The 23,316-nt window shown below is 54.2% G+C and carries 18 protein-coding genes; 7 read left to right on the plus strand and 11 right to left on the minus strand.

Features of this window, described 5'->3' with window-relative positions:
• Nucleotides 1–211: 211 nt before the first annotated feature.
• The 5 genes from WKJ04_RS12870 to WKJ04_RS12890 all read right to left on the minus strand — a co-directional run bounded on the left by WKJ04_RS12870 (nt 212) and on the right by WKJ04_RS12890 (nt 9,041).
• Nucleotides 212–1,924 (minus strand): glycoside hydrolase family 9 protein, encoded by a 1,713-nt coding sequence (locus WKJ04_RS12870; RefSeq protein ID WP_337880773.1) that lies wholly within the window; start codon nt 1,922–1,924, stop codon nt 212–214.
• Nucleotides 1,921–3,042 carry an endo-1,4-beta-xylanase gene (locus WKJ04_RS12875; RefSeq protein ID WP_337880774.1) on the minus strand — a complete coding sequence of 374 codons (1,122 nt, stop codon included), beginning with the start codon at nt 3,040–3,042 and terminating at the stop codon, nt 1,921–1,923. Before WKJ04_RS12875 ends, WKJ04_RS12870 begins: the two co-directional genes overlap by 4 nt.
• A complete protein-coding gene (locus tag WKJ04_RS12880; RefSeq protein ID WP_337880775.1) occupies nt 3,039–5,912 on the minus strand; it encodes a glycosyl hydrolase 115 family protein in 2,874 nt (957 codons plus the stop codon). Before WKJ04_RS12880 ends, WKJ04_RS12875 begins: the two co-directional genes overlap by 4 nt.
• The gene (locus WKJ04_RS12885; protein ID WP_337880776.1) at nt 5,909–7,579 is read right to left on the minus strand and encodes a glycoside hydrolase family 43 protein; all 1,671 of its coding nucleotides are present in this window, start codon (nt 7,577–7,579) and stop codon (nt 5,909–5,911) included. The genes WKJ04_RS12880 and WKJ04_RS12885 overlap by 4 nt, the downstream gene beginning before the upstream one ends.
• 265 nt (nt 7,580–7,844) lie before the next feature.
• Entirely contained in the window at nt 7,845–9,041 is a 1,197-nt protein-coding gene (locus tag WKJ04_RS12890) for a DNA-binding transcriptional regulator (protein ID WP_337880777.1), read from the minus strand.
• Between the two features lie 249 nt (nt 9,042–9,290).
• On the opposite strand from WKJ04_RS12890, the gene xylB reads away from it, so the two are divergent.
• Nucleotides 9,291–10,748, plus strand: coding sequence for a xylulokinase (gene xylB, locus WKJ04_RS12895; RefSeq protein WP_337880778.1), 1,458 nt, complete (start codon nt 9,291–9,293; stop codon nt 10,746–10,748).
• Nucleotides 10,749–11,007: 259 nt separating this feature from the next.
• Nucleotides 11,008–12,327 (plus strand): xylose isomerase, encoded by a 1,320-nt coding sequence (xylA, locus tag WKJ04_RS12900; protein WP_337880779.1) that lies wholly within the window; start codon nt 11,008–11,010, stop codon nt 12,325–12,327.
• 87 nt (nt 12,328–12,414) lie between these two features.
• Here the strand turns inward: xylA and WKJ04_RS12905 are convergent, their stop codons facing one another.
• Both WKJ04_RS12905 and WKJ04_RS12910 read right to left on the minus strand, forming a co-directional pair.
• Entirely contained in the window at nt 12,415–12,624 is a 210-nt protein-coding gene (locus tag WKJ04_RS12905; RefSeq protein ID WP_337880780.1) for a hypothetical protein, read from the minus strand.
• 221 nt (nt 12,625–12,845) lie between these two features.
• Nucleotides 12,846–13,811, minus strand: coding sequence for an aldose epimerase family protein (locus WKJ04_RS12910; RefSeq protein WP_337880807.1), 966 nt, complete (start codon nt 13,809–13,811; stop codon nt 12,846–12,848).
• A 177-nt stretch (nt 13,812–13,988) separates the two neighbouring features.
• On the opposite strand from WKJ04_RS12910, the gene WKJ04_RS12915 reads away from it, so the two are divergent.
• The 3 genes from WKJ04_RS12915 (at nt 13,989) to WKJ04_RS12925 (ending at nt 17,488) form a co-directional block, all read left to right on the plus strand.
• Nucleotides 13,989–15,524, plus strand: a complete 1,536-nt coding sequence (locus tag WKJ04_RS12915; RefSeq protein ID WP_337880781.1) for an MFS transporter — start codon at nt 13,989–13,991, stop codon at nt 15,522–15,524.
• A 2-nt stretch (nt 15,525–15,526) separates the two neighbouring features.
• Nucleotides 15,527–16,531, plus strand: a complete 1,005-nt coding sequence (locus tag WKJ04_RS12920) for a glycoside hydrolase family 43 protein (RefSeq protein WP_337880782.1) — start codon at nt 15,527–15,529, stop codon at nt 16,529–16,531.
• Between the two features lie 393 nt (nt 16,532–16,924).
• On the plus strand, nt 16,925–17,488 hold the full coding sequence (locus WKJ04_RS12925; protein WP_337880783.1) for a hypothetical protein: 564 nt from the start codon (nt 16,925–16,927) through the stop codon (nt 17,486–17,488).
• Nucleotides 17,489–17,510: 22 nt separating this feature from the next.
• Here WKJ04_RS12925 and WKJ04_RS12930 read toward each other — a convergent pair whose 3' ends face one another.
• The 4 genes from WKJ04_RS12930 to WKJ04_RS12945 all read right to left on the minus strand — a co-directional run bounded on the left by WKJ04_RS12930 (nt 17,511) and on the right by WKJ04_RS12945 (nt 20,204).
• Nucleotides 17,511–17,819 (minus strand): DNA-binding transcriptional regulator, encoded by a 309-nt coding sequence (locus tag WKJ04_RS12930; RefSeq protein ID WP_337880784.1) that lies wholly within the window; start codon nt 17,817–17,819, stop codon nt 17,511–17,513.
• Nucleotides 17,812–18,288, minus strand: coding sequence for a type II toxin-antitoxin system RelE/ParE family toxin (locus WKJ04_RS12935; protein WP_337880785.1), 477 nt, complete (start codon nt 18,286–18,288; stop codon nt 17,812–17,814). The genes WKJ04_RS12930 and WKJ04_RS12935 overlap by 8 nt, the downstream gene beginning before the upstream one ends.
• Nucleotides 18,289–18,361: 73 nt before the next feature.
• On the minus strand, nt 18,362–19,570 hold the full coding sequence (gene manD, locus WKJ04_RS12940; RefSeq protein ID WP_337880786.1) for a D-mannonate dehydratase ManD: 1,209 nt from the start codon (nt 19,568–19,570) through the stop codon (nt 18,362–18,364).
• Between the two features lie 190 nt (nt 19,571–19,760).
• Nucleotides 19,761–20,204: a MarR family transcriptional regulator gene (locus WKJ04_RS12945; RefSeq protein ID WP_337880787.1), complete on the minus strand. Its 444-nt coding sequence runs from the start codon at nt 20,202–20,204 to the stop codon at nt 19,761–19,763.
• Between the two features lie 258 nt (nt 20,205–20,462).
• Here WKJ04_RS12945 and WKJ04_RS12950 point away from each other — a divergent pair, with 258 nt between their 5' ends.
• Together WKJ04_RS12950 and WKJ04_RS12955 are read left to right on the plus strand one after the other, a co-directional pair.
• A complete protein-coding gene (locus WKJ04_RS12950; protein WP_337880808.1) occupies nt 20,463–21,134 on the plus strand; it encodes an alpha/beta hydrolase in 672 nt (223 codons plus the stop codon).
• A gap of 252 nt (nt 21,135–21,386) precedes the next feature.
• Nucleotides 21,387–23,294 (plus strand): sialate O-acetylesterase, encoded by a 1,908-nt coding sequence (locus WKJ04_RS12955; RefSeq protein ID WP_337880788.1) that lies wholly within the window; start codon nt 21,387–21,389, stop codon nt 23,292–23,294.
• Nucleotides 23,295–23,316: the final 22 nt, after the last annotated feature.

Raw genomic sequence — 23,316 nt, forward strand, 5'->3', positions numbered from 1 at the left:
AGGCGCATAAACGCGAAGCGGCGAAAGCTGTCGGTATAGATACTGGAGTGAAGTATTCGTCAGGTCCAGCTCGTTGAAAAAAAACGGAATAGCAAAAACAGAATTCACACGAGAAAAATTCACTTGTCCGACAAGCCCAGTATATCTTTCTGTTTTATAAAGAAAAACCAGCCCCTGCCTCCAGACGCTGGTTTGAACTGAACTCAGGCCGTTACCTGAGTGGCTCTGCCGAAAACGCCGCCAGCAAATACACCAGTGGCGCATTCCAGTTGATGGCGATTTCATTGCTGGCATAGCTGCAATACTCATCCAGATAAGACAAAGCGGGCAGCTTACTGGGATACACACACTGGTCCTGCTGCCCCTGGTTGGGGCCGCCGGCCAACCAGCCGGGTACAGGCGCGTTGACTGCATCGGCTTCAGACGGCCTGTGGTGAATGTGCTGCGGGCTCTGGCGGCCAAAACCAGTGACAAACGAATAGCCGGTCGGGTTGCGGCCAAACAGGTAATCCAGCAGGTTCAGCGCCGCTTGCCGGTACGCCAGCTTGCCGCTTAGCAGGTAACCCTGATACAGCAGTACCGCCTTATTGGCCGCCACCGCATTGCTGCCCCAGATAAAGTCTGGCTGGGTCATTGCGACCCGATACGGCGACTGTTGCTCCTGGCGCAAAAACAATTCGGCTTCTGCCAGCAAGGCATCTTTCAATGGCTGCTTGATCCTGTCAGGCACCGCTTCGGATCGCAGCAGTTGCCAATAGGCCAGCGCCACAGGGTTGGCCCAGGACGCCACTTGCAGCGGCACTTTCAGCGCGGCAAACCACTGTAAATAGGCGGACTCTCTGGTCAGTAAAAACAGCTGAGCCGCCGCAGTGGCAAATTCATCGTCCAGTGTGTTGTCGCCATAAGCGCCGGTAAACACATCGGCCGGTTGCTGATAGATGACCGCAGGGTTCGCCTTGGCCCATTGCCAGGCCTTGACTGCGCTGTCGGCATACTCCTTGGCCAGGCCCGGCAGTTGTGCATCAAACTCCTGCAGTATCTGACTGGCTTTGGCCATCACAGCGGCATAATTCAGCGCGGCCGCCGTGGTTTTTTGCACCAGATACCGGGGGCTGTTGGCCTGGTCCGGCATCACAGTGCCATCAAAGTTCAGATTGGTCAGTTTGTGGTATACCCCACCGTCAGACGGGTCCTGCATGGTTCTCAGCCAGCGCAGATTCCACAACACTTCATCCACTAAGTCTGGTAAGGCATTACCGGACTCTGGGATAGCCCAGTCACGTTGCCGGTAAAATGCCGGGAAGTCACTCCAGGCCTGCAACAGGGTTAACAAGGTCACCCCTGAATTCACCACGTATTTGTTGTAATCACCAGCGTCGTACCAGCCCAGGGCAGAGGACAGCACTGTGCCTTCAGGCCGCGCCGCAGAGGCGGCTGACTTATGGATACGCACCTGATGATCCGGATGTCCGGCCGCTCTGGCCCAAGGCCCGGCAAACGGATCAGTTAAGGCCATGGATGCGCGGTTAAAATAATAAGCCTTGGCAGCCGCATCATGGGCAGCGGCAAAAGGCGCAGGGTGGATCTGCACTGTCTGGGCGGCACAGCCTTCAAGTTCCAGGCGGTATTCACCAGCCTGGGTCAGCGCGGACAGATCCAGCACACTGGCTTTGCGGCCAGAGGCTGGCCAGAGTTTCGGAGCGTCTGACTTACCGGACAGCAGAACAGTGCCCTCGCTGTCCAGCACCTGATAGAGCACAGACGATGAACCTTCCAGCACCAGCAGCTTGGGCTGTTCTGGCGCAAAACCCAACTGATTCAACCTCAGGGTCGGGCAGGTCGTTTTGGTTGTAGTGCAGCTGCTGAGCACCACAGCCAATAACAAAGCGGCTGCACTGCGCCCCCACCCGGTCACCAGCATCATGGCTTCACCTCGTCAACCAGGTTCAGCAGCGCCTTGACCACGGCTTTGGGTTGATTCTGCCGGTCAAACAGCAGCGCATAGTCGGTGCGCCCCTGCATAGGCCAGTTATTGCGCCAGCTTTGCTGATCATTCACCCCCCAAAGGGTAACCCGGCTGATGGTGTCGCTGTGACGCAAAAAAATACGGAACAGGCCAGTAAAGCGTTGCTGCTGCAGAGCCTCGATAGCCGCAGGTAAGCCCTGGCTGTAGGGGTTCAATTGCTGCTGCAGCTTCTGGTTCAGCGAAATATCTGCGCCTATGGCGTTATCGTCCACCCGCGGCAACACTGTGATATCCAGCTCTGTGATCATCACCTGAGCGCCGGTGGCCGCAAAGGCCACGATGGAGTCTTCCACCTGCTGCAGGTCGGGGTAATCCAGGCCATAATGGCCCTGCATCCCCACGCCAGTCAGTTTAACCCCGGCTTTTTGCAGCTGCTGCACTATACGCACGGCCCCCTGCCGTTTTTCCGGATTGTAAAGGTTGTAGTCGTTGTAATACAGCTCTGCCGCCGGGTCGGCCGCCTGAGCCAGCTGAAAAGCGGTCACAATATAGTCATCGCCGAGAATTTTCCGCCAGGGGCTGTCACGCAAAGAGCCATCGTCATTCAGCGCCTCGTTGACCACATCCCAGCCTTTGACTTTGCCTTTGTAGCGACCCACCACTGTGTTGATATGGGTCGTCAGCCGCTGCAACAGCAGAGCTTTGCTGGCGGTTTTGCCGTCTGGCCCGGTAAAGACCCAGGCCGGGGTTTGTTGATGCCACAACAAGGTATGGCCAATCAGCGTCGCCTGCTGCTGTTCAGCCAACTTCAGCAGTGCATCGGCCGGGCCAAAGTGAAAGTCGCCTTCTTTGGGTTGCAACTCTTCCCATTTCATCACATTTTCAGCCGTCAGCGCGTTAAAGTGCTGCTGCACCACCCCCAGGGCAGCCGGATCCTTGCCTTCAATCTGCGCCATGCTCAATGCGGTACCGACTAAAAAATGCGGTGCATAGGCCTGTTTTAAACTTATGTCACTGGCGGCCATGGCGCTCTGACTCAGCAGCACCCCAGCCAATAAGCCCATCACTGATTTCATGGTTCTGTCTCCCTGTTTTTCGTTTGTGGTTGAGCCGCCCGGTAGGGGCTGACCGGCGGCCCCAGATAACTGGGCTTCAGGCCACCTGTGTTAATCAGAATACGTTCGAGCACCACACCTGGGTCGACCAGGTAAATTTTCAGTTGATGGGTGCCGGCGTTCGGTACTTTCAGTGTGCTTTTTACCAGCCGGATGCCGTCCAGTACGCCCTGCTGCCAGGCCTGATTGCTGCGATCTGTCAGGGTATCCACAAGCACCGGCGTGTTGTTATCCAGCGCGACAGCGAGGCGCAGGGTGCTGCCGGGCACAAAATCCAGGCTGGGTGCGAGCATCAGCTGCAGTTCAAACTCACCTGAGCGCTGAAAATACAGTGGGTACTGCAGATAAGGCGCCTGGTTCAGGCTTTGGTGCCGGTACTCCGGAGCCGTGGTTGCCACCATGGCTCCGCTGCCACGGCCATGGCCAGGCAAGGCCTGCCAAAACGCGTCCGGCTGCGGCCGCATCGCGGTGCCGCTGGTGCCATCCAGCGCTATATACCCCTCTGTATCCAGATAGCCCTCGCCAGCCGCCTGGGTTTTCACCGCCTGTACTTTAACCCTGGCCCCACCCCAGCCAATGCCTTTAATATGCACCTCGCCCTGATTCAGCCCTGCGTCTGCTTTATCCCAGTTAATCCTGACCTGAATCACTTGCTGCTGCCTGACAGTACCCGAGCTGTGACTGAGCTCTATCCAATCCGATGACGCTTTGGCACTAAAGTCAAACGAGGTTAAACCGCGGTTAAATACCTCAATCCGCCTGCTGATTTGGCCGTCCGGATAAAAAGGCGGCAGCGCCAATGGCTGATGGCGGTACTCACTTTCAGGCCAATAATAAGCCGCGCCTTCAGCCATCACCCCCATGTCAGCCCCCCGGGGGGGATTGCGCTGCAATAAAGCCGGTAACTGATTTTGCGGTGGGTCGTTCCAGTAGTTGTACCCCAAATGCGGCTGCGACATCATCTGGTTCCAGCGCCCATCCCCCAGCGCATGGTAGGCCGCCGTCAGCTCTGCATCGCGGGCAAACCAGAAGTGCGCCTGCGCAGCCCAATCATTGGTGCTGGCACGGCCTTGCTGGCCATGCAGCTGGTTCATGGCCACGGCCCGGTTGATTTCAAACACCGCCTGGCTGGCTTTGAGTGGGTGCGCCACCAACTGAACATACGCATCCTGATAGGCAGCCCCCAGCTGTGACTGCACCTGATCGGCCAGCTGCACTAACGCAGCGAGCTCGCGGCTGACCCGCTCCGCTTCGTCATAATGCAGCAGGCTGTAAGTCGCTGGCTCCACCGCTTCAGGTTTGCGCCGGCCATTGTGTTTGGTGTAGCCCTGCAGCAGCTGCGCTATGGCCTGTGCCTGGTCCGGGCCAAATTGCTGCGCCGCCCACTGCACTGTCCATTGCTGCAGCTTGTCCGCCGCAAAACGCTCGGGGTTCCAGGCCATGCGCAGGAAAAAGTCGGTTGGCAATTCCATAGGTTTTAAATCACCAACATTGACTATCCAGATGCGGTCCGCACCATAACGCCAGGCTAAATCCATCTGTTGCCAGATTTTGCTGATTGGCACCGTATTGATCCAGCGGTACGAGCGTGGCTCGCCGACGTAATCAAAATGATAATAAACCCCGGCGCCTCCTGAGCGGTTGCGCTCTGCGGCAGTAGGCAGACGGCGGATATTGCCAAAGTTGTCGTCTGCCCACAACAAAGTGACATCCTCCGGCACCCGCATCCCACGCTCGTAGAAGCCCTGCACTTCTTTGTACAGGGCCCAGACCTGAGGCACCTGCTGCAACTGTTCTGCACCAAAGGTGTCGGCCAGGATCTGGCGTTGATCCGCGACAATCTGCTCCAGCAGAGCAATGTTTTCGCCCTCTTTCATCGGCTCGTCTTCCTGGCCGCGCATACCCAGAGTAAAAATGCTTTCCAGGTTTTTATGCCGCTGTGCGCCTTGCTGCCAGAATTTATACAGCTCGTCTTTGTTGGTGGAATACTCCCAGGGCCCCTGGCCATAACGGTTCCATTCTTTGTCGGCCCGCAGCATAGGTTCATGATGGCTGTTGCTCATCACGATGCCCATCTCGTCGGCCAGCAATGGGTTTTGCGGGTCATCGTCAGCAAAAGCATTGTTCCACATGGCCGGCCATAAGAAGTTGGCTTTGAGGCGCTGCAGCAGTTCAAACACATGCAGATAGAATTGATGGTTGTAACCACCAAATTTTTCCTGTACCCAGCCCGTTAACGCCGGCGCTTCGTCATTCAGGAAAATACCGCGGTATTTCACTTTGGGCGCGTCAAGCACACGGGTACCGGCCCGGACCCACAGCTCGTTTTTTTTCGCCACCGGCACATCGGCCCACCAGGCCCAGGGTGACACGCCAATCTGCTCAGCCAGGTCGAACACCGCATAAATAGCGCCGCGTTTATCGTTGCCTGCCAACACCAACGCCTGCTCTACGCCCGGCAGCGGCTGTTGCACCAGCTCAATCTGGTAACCATCCCAGCGGCCACGCAACGCGCTGAAGTTCAGCTTCCCGCGTTGTTCCAGCTGACGCAGCAGGCTGCTTTTGTCCAGACTGCCCATAATCAGCGCCAGCGGAGCCGACGGCCCGGCCCCTGGCGTCAGCTGCACACCAGTGACCTGTTGTATATTCAACTGCAGACTTTGCACGGCCCGCAACAGGCCAGGGTGATCCTTGGGATCCACCAGGATCTGCGCCTGCTGTGCCTGGCTAACCAGCAGCATAGCCCCCGGCTCGCTCTGTTCTGTGATATAACCGGCCGCTGCCAGGCCGCCACTCAGCAGCAGGCACAGGCCAAGGAGCAGGTTTTTCATGGCGTCTGCTCCAGCCGGCTGTAAAGCCCAAGGGTGGTGCCCACAAAACCGCCAGCCACCTGAGTGCTTAACAGGGTGCCATCCTGCACCGGCCCCAGTGGCTGCCAGTCCTGGCCTGGCAGCCGGTAATAAAACCACAGCCTGGCCCCGGCTCCTGCAACTTTAAACTGCAGTCCGGTGATCTGGCCCGCCAATTCTTGCGAACTAAGCACTTTCGCTTTGGCCCCTTTGGCCTGTTCTAAAAAAAGTTCTGTCCCTGTGCCGTTCCGGCGTGCTCCCAGATAGTAGTGGTACAACTCACTTTGCAGCAGCACCAGCCCGGCCGAACGGCCTGCGCCAGGCAAACTGAACCCGGTACTGGCATTGAAATTTATGTGCTGCAGTCTGCGGCCTATAAAAGCCGGTTGCCCCTGGCCTTCCAGCCGGTCGGCCTTGGCCTGCAGGGCCAGAACCCCCTCCTTAAGCTGCAACCAGGACAGATCAAACTGGCGTAACCAATGCCAGTTCAGATCCAGACGGGTGGCTGAAAACTCATCCCGCCACTGCAGATTGCCAGTTTGGGGCACGGCAACAGGCTGAGGTTTCAGGCTGACAGGGCCTGCCAGCTGATAGGGGATACTCTGACCTTTGGGCAGTATCTGCGGCCAGCCATCCTGCCAGTGCACCGGCAGTAAATAGGTCTCGCGGCCCAGATTGGAAAGGCGTTGCTGATAGGTGCGGGTGGCTAAAAAGACGGCCCACCAGCTGCCATCGTCCAGCTGAATAAAATCGGCATGGCCTGCGGTGGTAATGGGGTCCGGTCTGTCCGGGGCTAAATCACGTTGGGTTAAAATTGGGTTTTGGCTTGCAGGGACAAAAGGCTCAGACAGGCTGCGCGAGCGGAAAATGACCGCAGAATGCTGGTCGGCCGTGCCGCCTTCGGCACAGAGCAGATAGTACCAGCCATTGTGTTTATACAAATGCGGGCCTTCAATCCAAATCGGTTTCTGGCGGATATCGACACCACCATTGACCAACAGACGTTTCGACTCTGGTTTTACCTTTTTGGCCACAGGGTCAAATTCCCACAACCAGATAGCTCTGTGCCCTTCGTACAAAGGTTCACCCGGCGGCGCGTCATTGTGACTGATGTAGACCTTGCCATCCTCGTCAAAGAATAAATCCGGGTCTATGCCGCCCACCTCCGGCAACCAGATCGGATCCGACCAGGGCCCGGCCGGATCGGTCGCTGTCAGAATAAAATTCCCCCCCTGATCCACCACAGTGGTAATGAGGTAAAAAGTGCCGTTATGGTAACGCAGGGTTGGCGCAAAAATACCACGCGACAGCCCTGCACCGGCAAATTCAAACTGACCGGGTCTGGTCAGCGCATGGCCAATCAGTTGCCAGTTCACCAGGTCTTTACTGTGCAAAATGGGTAAACCCGGCAAGTAGCTGAAAGACGAATTCACCAGATAAAAATCATCACCTTTGCGGGTAATGCTGGGGTCGGGGAAAAAACCGGCCAACACAGGGTTACGGTAGTGCCCCGCCTGCAAAGGTTGGGCAAACACGTCATCCTCGCCCTGGTACTGAAACCAGTCAAAACGGGCGCTGTTGGTTTCGTCAGCCCACACGGCCTGAAAAACCGTGCAAAGCACAGCGCATAACGGCCACAGATGTCGCATTGGATCCCCTGTTGTCTTGTTTGCTTTTAGTGGATTAAAAAGAAAAATCCCCAGCAAGACAATGGGTTGAGACTTATGAAAACTGGGGGACTCTGTGCGTTTTTTGGCATATCCCCGTCGCCCCTGAAGCTGCAGCTTTGTTGACTGCGCCCTTTCGCCCCAGTCACACAGGTTACCTATACTCCTGCGGCCTCACTGGCTTGGGTACAAAGGCCAAAAACCACCCCGCCTGGCTGGCCGGGGTGGTGTGGGGAAGGCGTCTGACTTATTCGTTGACAGCCATCGCATTGACCGCAGCACCCTGACCTTCGCGGAACTCTTTGGGTGTCTGACCGAAGTGGCGTTTAAACACGGCATACATATATTGCAGTGACGGATAACCACAGATATTGGCAATTTCAGTCGGGCTGACCTGAGTTTCCAGCAGCATTTTACAGGCCCGGGTCAGTTTTTGGTTGTGCAGCTCCGTATGAATAGAGTGGCCACGCTCGGCACGGAAACGCTGCTCCAGATTGGAGCGGGAAATACCGACATAGTCCGTCACCTGCTCCACTTTGACTCCCCGGCTGGCGTTGCGGCGAATGTAATGCATGGCCTGGATCACATAAGGATCACGCAGCGCTTTGTAGTCGGTGGACTGGCGGGACGCGACACCGACAGGGGCCACCAGGGTGCGCTTTTTGCCGACATCTATATTGTTCAGCTGGGTATGCAGCAGCTTGGCCGCCTGATAACCCATTTCAAAACAGCCCTGAGTGACTGAACTTAAACTGATGCGGCTTAAGAAACGGGCTATGTCGTCATCATCAATGCCGATAATAGACACCTGATCCGGCACAATAATGCCCAGATGCTCACAGGCCTGCAGCAAATGCCGGGCTCTGGAGTCAGTCACCGCTATAATGCCGACTGGCTTGGGCAGGCTTTGTACCCAGTCGGTCAACCTGTTCATCGCGTATTGCCAGGTTTCAGGCCGGGTGCAGTGGCCCTGATAAATCTGGCAGTCAAAACCATCCTGAGCTGTCAGTTTCCGCACGGCGTTTTCCCGCTCTCGGGCCCAGCGGTGGTTGTCGTCTACCGGCACCGAATAAAAGGCAAAGCTGTCCAGCCCCTTGCGTTTTAAATGCTCATAAGCAGCTTCGACCAGCGCAAAATTATTGGTCGCCACATAAGGCACAGCCGGGTAATCCTCCGCATTGGCATAAGAGCCGCCTACGCCGACCACAGGTTTATTCCAGAGCGCCAGCGCCTGCTGAATATTGATATCGTCAAAGTCGGCAATAATACCGTCACCGCCCCATTCGTGGATGTGTTCCAGCCGGCAGGAAAAATCTTCTTCCAGATAGATATCCCAGTCGACTTTGGAGGATTGCAGATAGTGGCCTATGCCTTCAATCACCTGACGGTCATAGACTTTATTGGCGTTAAACAGCAGTGTGATGCTGTGTTTGGCTTTGAACATGATTTCACCATTGTTGTTTTTTTAGTTTTGGTGTAGCGACTACCAGAAATAGCTTCGCCCCTGTCGTCCAAAGCCACCTCTCTGATGCACCAACTTGTATCAAATCTGTTCAATCTTAGATCGGTTCCCTGCTTTTCTGAAACGAAAAAACATAATTCAGCACAGAAAAGTGAATTTTCATAATTGCCGCTTCATCACTCTGTCACCAAGGATGAATCCACAATTCGGCCGCAACACAGAAGGCATCCCATGAGTTATTTAGGCATAGATTTAGGCACATCCGGCATTAAAGTGATAGTGCTCAACGAACAAGGTAAAGTCACCGACAGCGCCAGCGCTGAGTTGCAGGTCAGCCGGCCACAACCGCTCTGGTCTGAGCAAAACCCGGAACACTGGTGGCTTGCACTGCAAAAATGCCTGGACGAACTGGCAACCAAACAGTGCCTGGCCGATGTCAAAGCTATAGGTCTGGCCGGCCAGATGCATGGCGCCACCTTGCTGGACCCTGAAGGTCAGCCGATACGCCCGGCCATTCTGTGGAACGATGGACGATCCTTCACCCAGTGCCAGCAAATGGAAAACGAAATTTCGCAATTGCATGCACTGACCGGTAATTTAGCAATGCCGGGGTTTACCGCGCCAAAACTGCTGTGGCTGCACCAGAATGAACCAGAGCAGTTTGCCCGGGTGGCAATGGTGCTCTTGCCCAAAGACTATTTACGTTATTGCCTGTCGGGCCATTACGCGTCAGATATGTCGGACTCTGCCGGCACCTTATGGCTGGACGTCGGCAAACGCGACTGGAGTGATGAACTGCTACAAGCCTGTGGCCTGAACCGCTCGCAGATGCCCGCTTTATTTGAAGGCAACCAGATCACCGGCCAGCTAAAGGCCGAGCTGGCCAGCCGCTGGGGTATGCCGCAGGTGCCACTGGTGGCCGGTGGAGGCGATAATGCCGCCGGTGCGGTAGGGGCGGGTTTAGTCCGGCCCGGTCAGGCCATGTTGTCACTGGGTACGTCAGGGGTGTATTTTGCCGTCTGTGACGGCTTTAAAGCCAATCCGCAGTCTGCTGTGCATGCTTTTTGCCATGCGTTGCCTGACAGCTGGCATTTAATGGCTGTTACCTTAAGTGCCGCCAGCTGCCTGCAGTGGTACGCCGAACAGATTGTAAAAACCCCGGTCGCCGACTTGCTGCAGCAGCTGGAACAAGGGCCAGATCCAATCACGGATGCCCCCCTGTTTTTACCTTATCTGTCGGGCGAACGCACGCCACACAATAACCCCAATGCCCAAGGGCTCTGGTTTGGCCTCACCCATAACACCGACCAACGCGCCATGACCTATGCGGTACTGGAAGGTGTCAGCTTTGCCCTGGCACAAGGGGCCGATGCGCTGCACGATTCTGGCCTGGTGCCGGACGAAATCAACCTGATTGGCGGCGGTGCCCGCAGTCCGTACTGGCGACAGTTACTGGCCGATGTGCTGAATAAAACCCTGACCTTCCGCGAAAGTGGCGAAGTAGGCCCAGCTTTGGGCGCTGCCCGGCTGGCGCAGCTGGCGATGAACCCGGACCAGCCGTTGGCGGCTATCTGCCCACCTCCGCCAGTCGTCAGTACGCATCAGCCAGACGCACAGCGCCATGCTCTGCTTACCAGCCGCTACCAGCGTTTTATGGCGTTGTATCACGCAGTTTCGCCGCTGTTTTAATAGCCGCCAGACTTGAAGCTGCAGCTGTGTTGACTGCGCCCTCACACCCCAGTCACCTAGTGTCACTATGCTGCTGGGGTCTGACGGGCCTGTCGCCTCCCTGTCATTTCAATGACCTGGGTAGTACCTGAGTGCAGACTTTTGCCCCCTTAAGCAAAAGCACAAACTGGCTCTGAAAAAACATAATTGTCCGGAGCCGCAACCCTACCCACACTAACGCCATTGTCTTTATCACAAGCCGTAGTAACAGGAGAGCAGCGTGGCTCAGTATTTCGATCAACTTCAGAAAATTGCCTTTGAAGGGGCGCAAAGCAGCAACCCTCTGGCGTTTAAACATTACAATGCCAGCGAAAAAGTGCTGGGTAAAACCATGGCTGAACATTTACGGATGGCTGCCTGCTACTGGCATAACTTCTGCTGGAACGGCCAGGATGTGTTTGGTCAGGGCACCTTTGGCCGTCCCTGGCTGGAAGCCGGAGACCCAATGGAAATGGCCAAATTCAAAGCCGACGTGGCCTTTGAGTTTTTCAGCAAACTGACCATTCCTTATTACTGTTTTCACGACGTGGATGTGGCACCGGAAGGCCGTACCATTCAGGAATACGTGAATAACTTCGCCGCCATGGTCGATGTCCTGGAGCAAAAACAAGCCGAAACCGGTGTGAAACTGCTGTGGGGCACCGCCAACCTGTTCTCTAACCCGCGTTATGCCGCAGGCGGCGCCAGCAACCCGAATCCGGAAGTGTTCAGCTATGGCGCCACGCAAGTGTTTCATGCAATGAACGCCACCAAACGTTTGGGCGGTGAGAATTATGTGCTCTGGGGTGGCCGTGAAGGTTATGAAACCCTGCTGAACACGGACCTGCGCCATGAGCGTGAGCAGTTAGGCCGCTTTATGCAAATGGTGGTAGAGCACAAACATAAAATTGGCTTTACCGGCACCTTGTTAATTGAGCCGAAGCCGCAGGAACCAACCAAACACCAGTACGATTATGACTCGGCCACTGTGTATGGCTTTTTGAAGCAATACGGCCTGGAAAAAGAGTTTAAGGTCAATATCGAAGCCAACCACGCCACACTGGCCGGTCATTCGTTCCACCATGAAGTAGCCACCGCCATTTCGCTGGATATTTTCGGCAGCATTGACGCCAACCGCGGTGATGCACAAAACGGCTGGGACACCGACCAGTTTCCGAACAGTGTGGAAGAACTGAGCCTGGTGATGTACGAAATTCTCAAAGCCGGTGGTTTCAGCACGGGCGGTTTTAACTTCGACGCCAAACTGCGCCGCCAGAGCGTGGACCGTTACGATTTATTCCATGGCCATATCGGTGGTATGGATCATCTGGCGCTGGCGCTGAAAAAAGCCGCCGCCCTGGTGGAAAATGACTTTTTAGCCACTGCCAAACAGCAGCGTTACGCCGGTTGGAATGCAGATTTAGGCCAAAGCATTCTGGCTGGCAAGCAATCACTGGAAAGCCTGGCTGCGCTGACCCAACAGCAGCAACTGGATCCGAAGCCCGTCAGTGGCCGTCAGGAATTGCTGGAAAACCAGGTCAACCTGGTGCTGTTCAGCTAAACCGAACCCTTGTCCTGTAATGTTCGTAGAGGTACGTATTGCCCGGCTTTTGCCGGGCTTTTTTATGGGTGGCCTTATGCAAGGCAGCTACTGCTGCAAGGCTTCCTGACGCAACTTTTCGTAGTCTTCGTAGCTCATGCCCTGATTTTTCATGCAGTCCTGATACTGGGCCGGAGGTGCCTTACGGCATTCCTCTTCATGATTTCTTTGCAGATTCTCATAACCAGTTTTATTGGGGTTATACGAGCCGCAACCGGCAACCCAGCACAGAACCATGACCAGCCACATGTTCTTCATCACAAAACTCCTTTTTATCGCCGAAAATCAAGGGTACAGCGGAGTATATACCGAAGAAACATGAAGTTGCAGGGCGGCGACACGTCGCGGCCCCCCAGGAGCATCGCCAGCCTGGCTGACTGGGGCAAGATGGCGAAGGCCGCAAAGCTGCAGCCTCAAGTACAATGGCTCTCTCAAGGGGCTAACAATACCAGTCTGGTTCAGACCAATTGCAGCGGCTCTTACCGCTCCAGCTGATAACGGATCTGGGCGCGAAAGGCTTGGTCCGGGCGGGTATAATGGAAAGGGAAACAAGGCTGATTCGGCGAATCCGGAAAAAACTGCGGCTCCAGGCAAATGCCTTGCCGGGCCTGAAAAGGCGCCGCTAAATGCTCGCCTGTATACACCTGCAAGCCAGGGTAATCGGAGCTGACCCGCAGTTTCAGCTGGCCGTCCGGGCTGGTCAGTTCGGCTGAGGCCTGGCGTACATCACCGGCCACCACAAAGTTATGGTCCAGTACAGCCCCGGCAAGCAGACGCGGCTGTTGAAAATCAAAAGCAGTGCCCTGCACTTTGGCCAGCTCGCCGGTTGGAATGCATTCGTTATCCACCACCGCATAATGGGCGGCTTTGAGCTGCAACTGATGAGCATCAATGCCCGCCTTCGCTCTCCCCTCTGGCACAGCCGCCAGATTAAAATAGGGGTGCAAGGTCGGCCCCACCAAGGTAACCCGTTCAGTCTTGGCCTGAAAAGTCGCCGCCAGCGCCCCATCGGGCGTTAACTGATACAACAGGCTGAAATGCACAGGCCCGGGGTACCCCCCCAGGCCGTCCGGCCTGCTGCAGACCAGTTCGACTGCATCCTGGTACTGCTTTTTCAGCTGCCAGTGCTGGCAATGCAGCCCCTGGCTGCCACCGTGCAAATGGTGCTGGCCTTCGTTGGCTTCCAGCTGATAACGCTGCTGCTCCAGCTTAAACGACGACCGACCGATACGGTTGGCATAAGGCCCGGCTACAGCCCCCAAATAACAACTGTCTTTCTGGTACTGCTCCGCATGTGGATACGACAAAATCAGCTCCCGCTGCTGGCTCCCCAACCGGGCAGACCAGTGCTGCAAGGTCGCGCCATACGACAACACCTGAAGCTGATCGCCGAGTGCATTTTTCAGCTGAAACTGCTGCATCTGTTTGTTCCTGAAGCTTTTTATCTGATATAGCCTAGCTGGCCACTCCTGATTGCTGTATAGCTTTTGCTGCTGTCGCCATTACGGAATTTGGCAGCGGCGATGAAAAAAAATAATTGGCTCTGTACATTCCGTTAGCCCAAAACAACAAGAGACCTAGTATGGTAAGGCCATAAAAAACATAAAGATGAATCAACAGGTATGACGACTCTCACCCGCAACAACAGCCTTTCTGCCAATGGAAGCCCGGCGATGCCACAAACCAGTGCCCGACTCAGTGTGACCGAAAAAATCGGCTATAGCCTGGGCGACCTGGCGGCCAACCTGATCTTCCAGACATTAATGACCTTTCTGGCGTTCTTTTACACCGACGTGTATCAGATCCCGCCCGATGCGGCCGCCAGCATTATTTTTGTCGGTGGCTTACTAGGCGCCTGCTTTAACCCAATAATGGGCATGATTGCCGACCGCACCCACACCCGCTTTGGTAAATTTCGCCCCTGGGTACTCTGGACCGCAGTGCCCTTTGGCGTGATTGCGCTTGCAGCCTTCAGCACGCCGGATTTTGGCCCGGATGGCAAACTGGTGTATGCCTTTGTCACTTATGTACTGCTGGTGTTGGTGTATTCGGCCAATAACCTGCCCTACTCGGCGCTGAGTGGCGTGCTGACCGGTAATATGGCCGAGCGCAACAGTTTGTCGAGTTACCGTTTTGTCGCTGTGATGGTGGCGCAGTTTATTATTCAGGCGCTGCTACTGCCTTTAGTACTGCTGATGGGCGATGGCGACAAAGCCGTCGGCTTTGAAAAAACCATGACGCTGTTTGCCTGGGTCGGCATTGTGTTTTTCCTGATCACCTTTATCACCACCAAAGAGCGGGTGAAAAGCTGCGAAAAAGAGGGCAGCATCCGCCAGGACATTGCCGACTTATTGCATAACAAACCCTGGGCTGTGATGCTTGCCGTGACCATTCTGGTGTTTATTACGCTGGCGCTGAAAGGTGGCACCTACATTTATTATTTTGAGCATTATCTGGACCAGCAGCAGATAGCGCTGTTTTTACAGGACATTGGTTTTAACCACTTTATTGCCGGGTTAAACCAAAGCTTAAATGCACTGGGCCTGACCAATTTCAGCTGGCCGGAAGACGCGGCTACCTCAGGTTTTAGCCTGTTTAATGCCGGTGGCATTATCTGTATGATTTTCGGTATTGGCTTCTCCAAACCGCTGGCTGACCGCTTTGGCAAACGCAATGTGTTTGCTGCGGCATTGTTGGTAGCCACACTGTTTGTACTGGCGTTTTATGTCATTCCTGCGGACGCTATTGGCCTGGTGTTTTTGTCGCAAATTCTGCACGGTTTTTTCTACGGCATCACCATTCCACTGCTATGGGCCATGATTGCCGACGTGGCGGACTTTTCGGAGTGGAAAAATCACCGCCGGGCCACCGCCATTATTTTCTCAGCGATGATTTTTGGCCTGAAGCTGGGCCTGAGTATTGGTGGTGCTTTGGTTGCAGCCATTCTGGCCAGCCTGGGCTATGACACTCACCTGCCACAGCAGACAGTCGAAACCGCCGAAGGTATTAAAACCGCCGTCAGCCTTTACGCCGCCTTGCCGTTTTTACTGGCGGTGGGGGTGATGTGTCTGTTCGAAATTAACAAACAAAAAGAGCTGCAAATTGAGCGGGAATTGCAAAGCCGCCGCATTGCAGCTGGTGTCAGCGAAGCGGAGTAGTGATGACTGAACCCAACTATCAAGAGTTAAAAGCCAAAGCCATTTCCCAGCCTTTGGTGGAGCATATCTACACAGCGGACCCGTCCGCCCATGTATTTGACGGCACCATTTATATTTACCCGTCACACGACATTGAGGCAGGCATCCCCTTTAATGACAATGGCGACCACTTTGGTATGGAAGACTACCATGTGTTGTCGCTGGACCGGCCTGGTGGCACCGCCACGGATCACGGTGTGGCCTTGCATGTGGCGGATGTGCCCTGGGCTGAGCGGCAAATGTGGGCGCCGGACGCGGCGAAAAAAGGCGACAGCTATTTTTTTTATTTTCCAGCCAAGGCACCGGATGGCTTGTTCCGCATTGGCGTGGCCACAGCCAACACCCCTTATGGCCCGTTCAAGCCAGAAGCGCAGGCCATTGAAGGCAGTTATTCGATAGACCCGGCAGTCTTTGCCGACGATGACGGCGCTTATTACCTGTACTTTGGGGGTATTTGGGGTGGCCAGCTGCAAAGCTACCGCCACAACAGCTACAGTGCCGCCTATCAGGAGCCTGCAGCCGGTGAACCGGCGCTGGGCCCCCGGGTCGCGCGTCTTTCCGACGATATGCTGCAGTTTGCTGAAGCCCCCCGTGAAGTGCAAATTCTGGACACCAACGGCCAGCCACTGCTGGCCGGTGACCACGACCGGCGTTTTTTTGAAGCCAGCTGGCTGCATAAATACAACGGGACCTACTACTTTTCTTACTCCACCGGCGACACCCACTTCTTATGCTACGCCACAGGCGACAACCCGTACGGACCTTTTACCTACCAGGGCCGCATCCTGGAGCCGGTGATTGGCTGGACCACCCACCACTCCATTTGCCAGTTCGAAGGCAAGTGGTACCTGTTTTACCACGACAGCATTTTGTCGGGAGGCGTCACGCACCTGCGCTCTGTGAAAATGACCGAACTGGTGCACGAAGCCGATGGCCGCATACGCACCATCCAGCCCTATCGGGATTAGAGGTTCGTGAAACTGTGGGATGCAATTTTGTTCATAATCCGCGCCCCAAAATGACGGCAGGGGCGTACCTTGGTGCGCCTTTTGTTTTAATCTGCATATTGGTTTGGATAGAAGGTTAATCGACAACAGCCAATTCGCCGGTAAGCAAACCTCTGGCGGAATTCCAGAACAAAAACAGTGGTAGGCAACCCAGCCCCCCGGAGACTACTGCGTTCGCCCGTTCGCGCCTCCCGCGCTCACTTTTATATCGCTCACTACGCAGTCACCGGGAGCTGATTGCTGAAATTTCAGCCTAATCACTCCCCTTATGCCTATGTATACTCAACATCGCAAACGTCATTTGCAAAATGATGATTTATCGTAAACATCAGTTAAAAAAGGTGATTCAATTCCATGAATACACAAATGAACGAATTTCATCTAAAAATTTATCTAAGTGAAATATCTTTTCAATGCCAACCAGCCCTGCAAGCGAACGATGGCGTAATGCATTTTTTGAAACAATTACCCAACGCAAACAGAGTCGATGCATCTCAATTTTTGCAAAATGAAGTTTTCAGAAACTTACATAGCTTGTTAACACATACAAGTAATGTGTCTCGCTTGTTATGGCATCCAAACAAAAAGGGGAAATCAAAAGATCGAGCTGAATACTTAAGGAGCTATCTAGGGCTCACCGAACATCATGTGGTTGCCGATCGGAGATTATGGGATCACTTAGAACACTTTGATGAGCGGCTAGACAACTGGAGAGAAGGTAGTAACGCAACTATGTTTGCTGATGCCACCATAGGACCGCAGGGGAAGACATTTGGCGGTATTGAGGAAAAGAGCATCATGCGATTCTTCGATCCTTACTCTTTTATTTATGTTTTCAGAGGTGAACCTTTCAGCATTAAAGAGATATCAAAGTCAGTTTGGGAACTGAATCAGCTGATTCGTTCCAAAATCCACTAGTCGCTGTAACTTTGAGATGCATCTAATACACCAAAACCCCCAGCCCCTTATGCGCCACTAAATTCAGCAGCTTTAACGAAGCACCTTTGGGGCTTTTGCCGCCTTGCTCCCAGGCGCGCACTGTGGATGGGCTGGTATTTAAGTAGGCTGCAAATACGGCCTGACTGACGCGGGCACTTTCTCGGATGGCTTTGATGCGGGCGGCATCGAAATGCTCAACCTCTGGCAAACAGAGCGCATCGAACTTGCGCATGGTTTGCACGTCCATCACGCCAGCCTTGTTTAACCCTTGAGCTGTTTGGTGTACTGCATCTAAGATGCTGTTACTCATCGATTTTCACCTCTATAAGCTCGCCAGCTTGTATGGCGCGATTTAACTCCACGGCAGTGTAAGCCAATAAATTTTTTGCCAATAACTTTAAAGCGTTCAGTTCTTTTCGGCTGATATTGTCTTGCTGGCTCTTTGCACAACCAAAGATAAAAAAGGCTTTGTCACCATGCTTAACGGCTAGCAAAGTGCGGGCCCCGCCCCTTTTACCTTGTCTTCGCAGCCCAACCCGCTTTTTTATCACATGGCCGCCGAGGTCAGCATCCATCAGTCCTGCTGTAATTTCTTGCACCGCATTGTATAGATCGCAGTCCGTCAGCCCTTCTTGCTCAGCCCATTTACTAAACCATTTTGATTTATAGGTCTGCATAGCGTCCTCGCCTTTCAAAACTATACCACCAAGTGATACAGATTGCATCCTGCAATAAAGGTTAGAAGTATAGTTGCAGGAGAACGTGAGCTGCTGTTTCAAGTTTTTCCAGCAGCCATAGAGCTATGAAAAAGGCGACTTGACGTCGCCCATAAGTTTGCAGAAACGCGCAAAACTACCAATTAAACAAGGTGCCATCTTCCAGCCGGTTCACCGGCAGGTAAGCGCGTTGGTAGGGGTATTTAGCCGCCAGTTTCTCGTCAATAGTGACCCCATGGCCCGGGGTTTCACCACAGTGCAGGAAACCAGTGTCAAAGTGGTAGTCGTGTGGAAAGACTTCGTCGGTGGCTTCGGTGTGACGCATGTATTCCTGAATGCCGAAGTTCGGCACCCAGGTGTCGAAATGCAGTGCCGCGCCCATAGTGACAGGCGATAAATCGGTAGCGCCGTGAAAGCCTGTGCGTACATGGTACAACTCGGCCAAAGCAGCAATACGGCGCAAGTGGGTAATACCACCACCATGCACCAGGGTGGTGCGGATGTAATCAATCAGCTGCTCGCTAATCAGCTGCTGGCAGTCATAAATGGACGAAAACACCTCCCCCACCGCCAATGGCGTGGTGGTGTGCCGGCGGATCAGCCGGAAGCCTTCCTGCAACTCGGCCGTCACCGCATCCTCCAGCCAGAACAGTTTAAACGGCTCCAGCTCTTTGCCCAGCCGGGCGGCCTCTATAGGTGTCAGGCGGTGGTGCACGTCGTGCAGCAGGTGAATATCATCCCCCACTGCGTCGCGCACTTTGGCAAATAACTTCGGCACATGATTCAGGTACTTGGTGGTGGACCAGAGGTTTTCCGTCGGCAGGTCGGCATCGGCCGGCTCGTAGAAGAGTTTGTCTTTCGACACGCCGTAAGTCGAGGCCAGACCCGGCACACCAGATTGCGCGCGAATGGCCACATAGCCCTGTTCTTTGTAACGCAGCACCGCCTCGACCGTGTCGTCGATGTCCTTGCCATTGGCATGGCCATACACCATAACTCTGGAGCGGCTGCGCCCGCCCAATAACTGATAGAGCGGCATGCCGGCTGCCTTGGCCTTGATGTCCCACAACGCCATATCCACAGCAGCCAGCGCCGTCATCCCCACAGGACCGCGACGCCAGTAGGCACCGCGGTAAAAAAACTGCCAGATATCTTCAATCTGCGAGGCGTCTTTGCCAATCAGGCAAGGGATCATATGGTCAGTCAGGTAACTGGCGACAGCCAGTTCACGGCCATTGAGAGTGGCATCGCCAATACCGGTCAGTCCCTGGTCCGTCTCAATGATTAAGGTGACAAAATTGCGGCCAGGGCTACAGACAATCACGCGGGCAGAGGTAATTTTCATCCGGGCATACTCGTTTAAACACAATGTGTTGCAGCATACCCAAGCCAGGCAGCGCGACAATTCTGAAAGCTGATAAGCGCATTATGCTTTGTGCTGACCACTTTATCGCCTCAACATGCCAAAGCCGAAACCACCTCACTGATTCTATCTGTATGCATCGCTATCCCCTGCTTGTTGAAGGATAAAACGGTCAAAGCAGGGCTTCGGATAAAGCATCTCTTAACTTGCAAACCTGATTGTTTAAGTTTTCCAGCTCTGACGGCTCCATTCCCGAATGGACGGCCAGGGCTTTAGCCAGACAGCCCGTTTTCTCGCGGACTGCGCGCCCAGTTGCAGTGAGATCAACAAATACCTGACGTTCATCCTGGGTACCCCGTCTTCTTAGGACCAAGCCCATGACTTCCAGCCTCTTCACCAGCGGAGTAATAGTACTGGATTCAAGAGACAGCCGGACACCTATACCACTGACAGTCAGGCCATCGTCTTCCCACAAAGCACTCATCACCAGATATTGCGGATAGGTCAGACCCAACTTATCCAGCAGAGGTTTGTAAGTGCGATTGATCGCAATAGAGAGCCCGTACACAGAAAAGCAGAGCTGACTATCCAGAGGATACAAGGCATCTGTGGTCATACTTAAACACCTCAAAAATAGATACTACATAAAATTTTATCACGATAAGAAAATCCTTGACAGCAAAACCCAACAAATCACATTATGTATCGCGATACTTATTATCGAAATAAATTATATTAGACTAACTTACATTGGAGTCATCTCATGAAAATTGTTCTCAACCGACTGACAGCAGCTGTGGTACTAGCGGCCACTCTAGTCACGTTCAGCTCTGCGGCTGCAACAACTGAAGCTCAGGATAAAACCACAGTCGTGATGGTACACGGGGCTTTTGCAGATGGATCGTCATGGAACAAAGTGATCCCACTTTTGCAGGAAAAAGGTTTAAATGTTGTTGCTGTGCAGAACCCGCTCACTTCTCTGGAAGATGATGTCACGGCCGCTAAACGTGCGATCGATGCGCAGACTGGGCCTGTCGTATTGGTTGGTCACTCATGGGCAGGAACTGTTATTACCCAGGCAGGTGACAACGATAAAGTAAAAGCCCTGGTTTATGTGGCGGCTTTTGCGCCTTCTTTAGGCCAGACCTCTGTCGAAGATTTGCAGCCTTTCCCAACTCCACCTGGTGTAGCTCAGTTTATTCAAAGTCCGGATGGTTTTATTTCATTGCCTGCGCATGCTATTGCCAGTGATTTTGCCCAGGATGTCACGGCCCAAGAGGCGAACCTGATTGCGGCCACGCAGGGCCCTGTTCGTGTTGCCAACTTTGAACAAAAAGTTTCTGCAGCCGCCTGGACCACCAAACCGAGCTGGTACATTGTTGCGGACAAGGATCGGATGATCCACCCTGATGCACAGCGCGCTTTAGCCAAGAAAATTAAAGCCACTACGACAACTTTAGCTACCGGACACGTTCCAATGGCGTCAGCTCCGGCAGATGTTGCTGAAGTTATTGTAAAAGCAGCAAAAGCTATCCAGTCGCATTGAGGTAACAGGCTCGCTTTGTGCTGAAAAAGCGAGCCTGTTCTGTTTGGCATCCCAGAAAAATTGAGTTGTCACCACGGCATTGAAAAGGCCCGGCACCTATGGCATTAACCTATGACCAGCCGCCATGAAAACTACACTAAGATTGTTTTGCCTTATGTTTTTTATTATCGGCTTCACCTTTACTGGCACCCCACTTTGCGACTGAGCAGATGCACAGTAGGCTGGGAAAAAACCATCTCAGGGCTGCTTCCAATGCGTATCCTCTTGTTCGTTCTTGCTGTTGTATCAGGCCAGCTGATGGCTGAAGTGAAACTGCCTCGCCTGATCAGTGATGGCGCCGTATTGCAACGCGATAAAAGCATCCCGCTTTGGGGTTACGGCAGTGATGGCGAAGCGGTGGAGCTGTATCTGAATAACCAGCTGATTGGCAAAGCCGTGACCCGCCTTGGCCGCTGGCAAATCCAGCTGCCCGCTCAAAGCGCTGGCGGCCCGCATCAGCTCAGAGTCAAAGGCCAGAATGAAGTGCAGGTGAACGACCTGTATTTTGGTGACGTCTGGGTGGCATCGGGCCAGTCCAATATGGAGATGCCAATGGCGCGGCTGGCCGAGGCTTACCCGGCCGATCTGGCTGCTGCCCATTTTCCGCTGATCCGCCAGTTCAGCGTGCCGCAACACTACAACTTTAAAGCCCCCCAAACGGATCTGAGTGATGGCCGCTGGATGCAGGCTACAGCCGCCGATATTCAGCATTTTTCTGCGTTAGCCTATTACTTTGCCCGCGACCTGCAGCAACAAATGAAGGTGCCCCTTGGTATCTTAAATAACGCGTTGGGCGGTTCGCCGGTGGAAGCCTGGCTGAGCGAAGAAGCACTACAGGCCTACCCGGAGGCACTGGCCGAAGCAAAAAAATTTAAAAACGATGGTTATATCGCCGAAGTAACCGCCGCGGATGCGGCGAAAAACCAGGCCTGGTATGGTGATTTAGCGGCCCGCGATCAAGGGCTGCAGGCCCCAACCCCCTGGTATCAGCCAGAATTGAATGACTCCGGCTGGAAAACTATTGAGCTGCCTGGCTTTTTACCCCAGGCTTTTACCGGGGTCTGGTGGTTACGCCAGCGCATTGAATTAACCGCTGAACAGGCCAAACGGGCCACCGTATTGCGTCTTGGCAGCATAGTGGACGCCGACGAAGCCTATTTAAACGGCCAGAAAATTGCCGAAACCACTTATCAGTATCCGCCACGGCGTTACGACATTCCGGCCGGTTTACTGAAGGCTGGAACCAACCTGTTAGCGGTCCGTATTACCTCCACCCAAGGCAAAACCGGCCTGATGCCGGACAAGCCGTATTGGATAGGTACCGATCAGCAGCAACTGCCTCTTGGTAAAAGCTGGAAAATGCAGTTGGGCGCCAGCGCCTCCCCCCTGCCTGGCGATACCTTTATCCGCTGGAAACCGCTGGGGCTTTATAACGGCCTGACTGCGCCTTTAACCTGGCTGCCGGTCAAAGGGGTGATCTGGTACCAGGGGGAGTCCAATGTGGGGGCTTGTGCTCAGTACCAACAACGTTTTGAACAGATGATTCACGTCTGGCGCCGCGCCTGGCAGCAACCGGATTTGCCGTTTTTGTATGTGCAGCTGGCCAATTTTTTAGAGAAAACCACCACACCAACAGACAGCAGTTGGGCAGGCCTGCGTGAAGCGCAGCGCCTGACACAGCGGGTACCGCACACCGCCATGGTGGTGGCGCTGGATACCGGCGAATGGAATGATATTCACCCGGTGGATAAACGTACTTTAGGGCAACGTCTGGCGCTGGCTGCCCGCGCTGTGGCTTACCAGGAGCCCTTGGGGTATCGCGGACCGGAAATTGCCTCGGTGAAAACAAAAGGTCAGCACTTGCTGCTGAGTTTTCACTTTACCGACCAAGGCCTGGTGCTGAAAGGGCCACACAGTGACCAGGCCTTTGCCATTGCCGGCAAAGACGGTCGTTATGTCTGGGCCAGGGTGCAGCAACAAGGCGACCAGTTACTGTTGTCTTCCCCTGAAGTGTCTGAGCCAGTGTCGGTGCGCTACGGCTGGGCCGATAACCCGGATGCCGTTCTTTACAACGGCCTGGGCTTACCCGCCAGCTCCTTTGAAGCCAAAGTGGATTTGTAAGCATTCAACTGCAAAAGTGGCG

This window comes from Rheinheimera sp. (assembly GCF_037442345.1).
Classification (GTDB): domain Bacteria; phylum Pseudomonadota; class Gammaproteobacteria; order Enterobacterales; family Alteromonadaceae; genus Pararheinheimera.

Excerpts from the sequence above, each read along its gene's own strand:
- WKJ04_RS12875 (WP_337880774.1), bottom strand. The coding sequence starts at position 3,042 with ATGAAATCAGTGATGGGCTTATTGGCTGGGGTGCTGCTGAGTCAGAGC.
- WKJ04_RS12885 (WP_337880776.1), bottom strand. The coding sequence starts at position 7,579 with ATGCGACATCTGTGGCCGTTATGCGCTGTGCTTTGCACGGTTTTTCAG.
- WKJ04_RS12905 (WP_337880780.1), bottom strand. The coding sequence starts at position 12,624 with ATGAAGAACATGTGGCTGGTCATGGTTCTGTGCTGGGTTGCCGGTTGC.
- WKJ04_RS12915 (WP_337880781.1), top strand. The coding sequence starts at position 13,989 with ATGACGACTCTCACCCGCAACAACAGCCTTTCTGCCAATGGAAGCCCG.
- WKJ04_RS12950 (WP_337880808.1), top strand. The coding sequence starts at position 20,463 with ATGGTACACGGGGCTTTTGCAGATGGATCGTCATGGAACAAAGTGATC.
- WKJ04_RS12890 (WP_337880777.1), bottom strand. The coding sequence starts at position 9,041 with ATGTTCAAAGCCAAACACAGCATCACACTGCTGTTTAACGCCAATAAA.
- WKJ04_RS12925 (WP_337880783.1), top strand. The coding sequence starts at position 16,925 with ATGAATACACAAATGAACGAATTTCATCTAAAAATTTATCTAAGTGAA.
- WKJ04_RS12930 (WP_337880784.1), bottom strand. The coding sequence starts at position 17,819 with ATGAGTAACAGCATCTTAGATGCAGTACACCAAACAGCTCAAGGGTTA.
- WKJ04_RS12880 (WP_337880775.1), bottom strand. The coding sequence starts at position 5,912 with ATGAAAAACCTGCTCCTTGGCCTGTGCCTGCTGCTGAGTGGCGGCCTG.
- xylB (WP_337880778.1), top strand. The coding sequence starts at position 9,291 with ATGAGTTATTTAGGCATAGATTTAGGCACATCCGGCATTAAAGTGATA.
- WKJ04_RS12920 (WP_337880782.1), top strand. The coding sequence starts at position 15,527 with ATGACTGAACCCAACTATCAAGAGTTAAAAGCCAAAGCCATTTCCCAG.
- WKJ04_RS12955 (WP_337880788.1), top strand. The coding sequence starts at position 21,387 with ATGCGTATCCTCTTGTTCGTTCTTGCTGTTGTATCAGGCCAGCTGATG.
- manD (WP_337880786.1), bottom strand. The coding sequence starts at position 19,570 with ATGAAAATTACCTCTGCCCGCGTGATTGTCTGTAGCCCTGGCCGCAAT.
- WKJ04_RS12870 (WP_337880773.1), bottom strand. The coding sequence starts at position 1,924 with ATGATGCTGGTGACCGGGTGGGGGCGCAGTGCAGCCGCTTTGTTATTG.
- WKJ04_RS12945 (WP_337880787.1), bottom strand. The coding sequence starts at position 20,204 with ATGACCACAGATGCCTTGTATCCTCTGGATAGTCAGCTCTGCTTTTCT.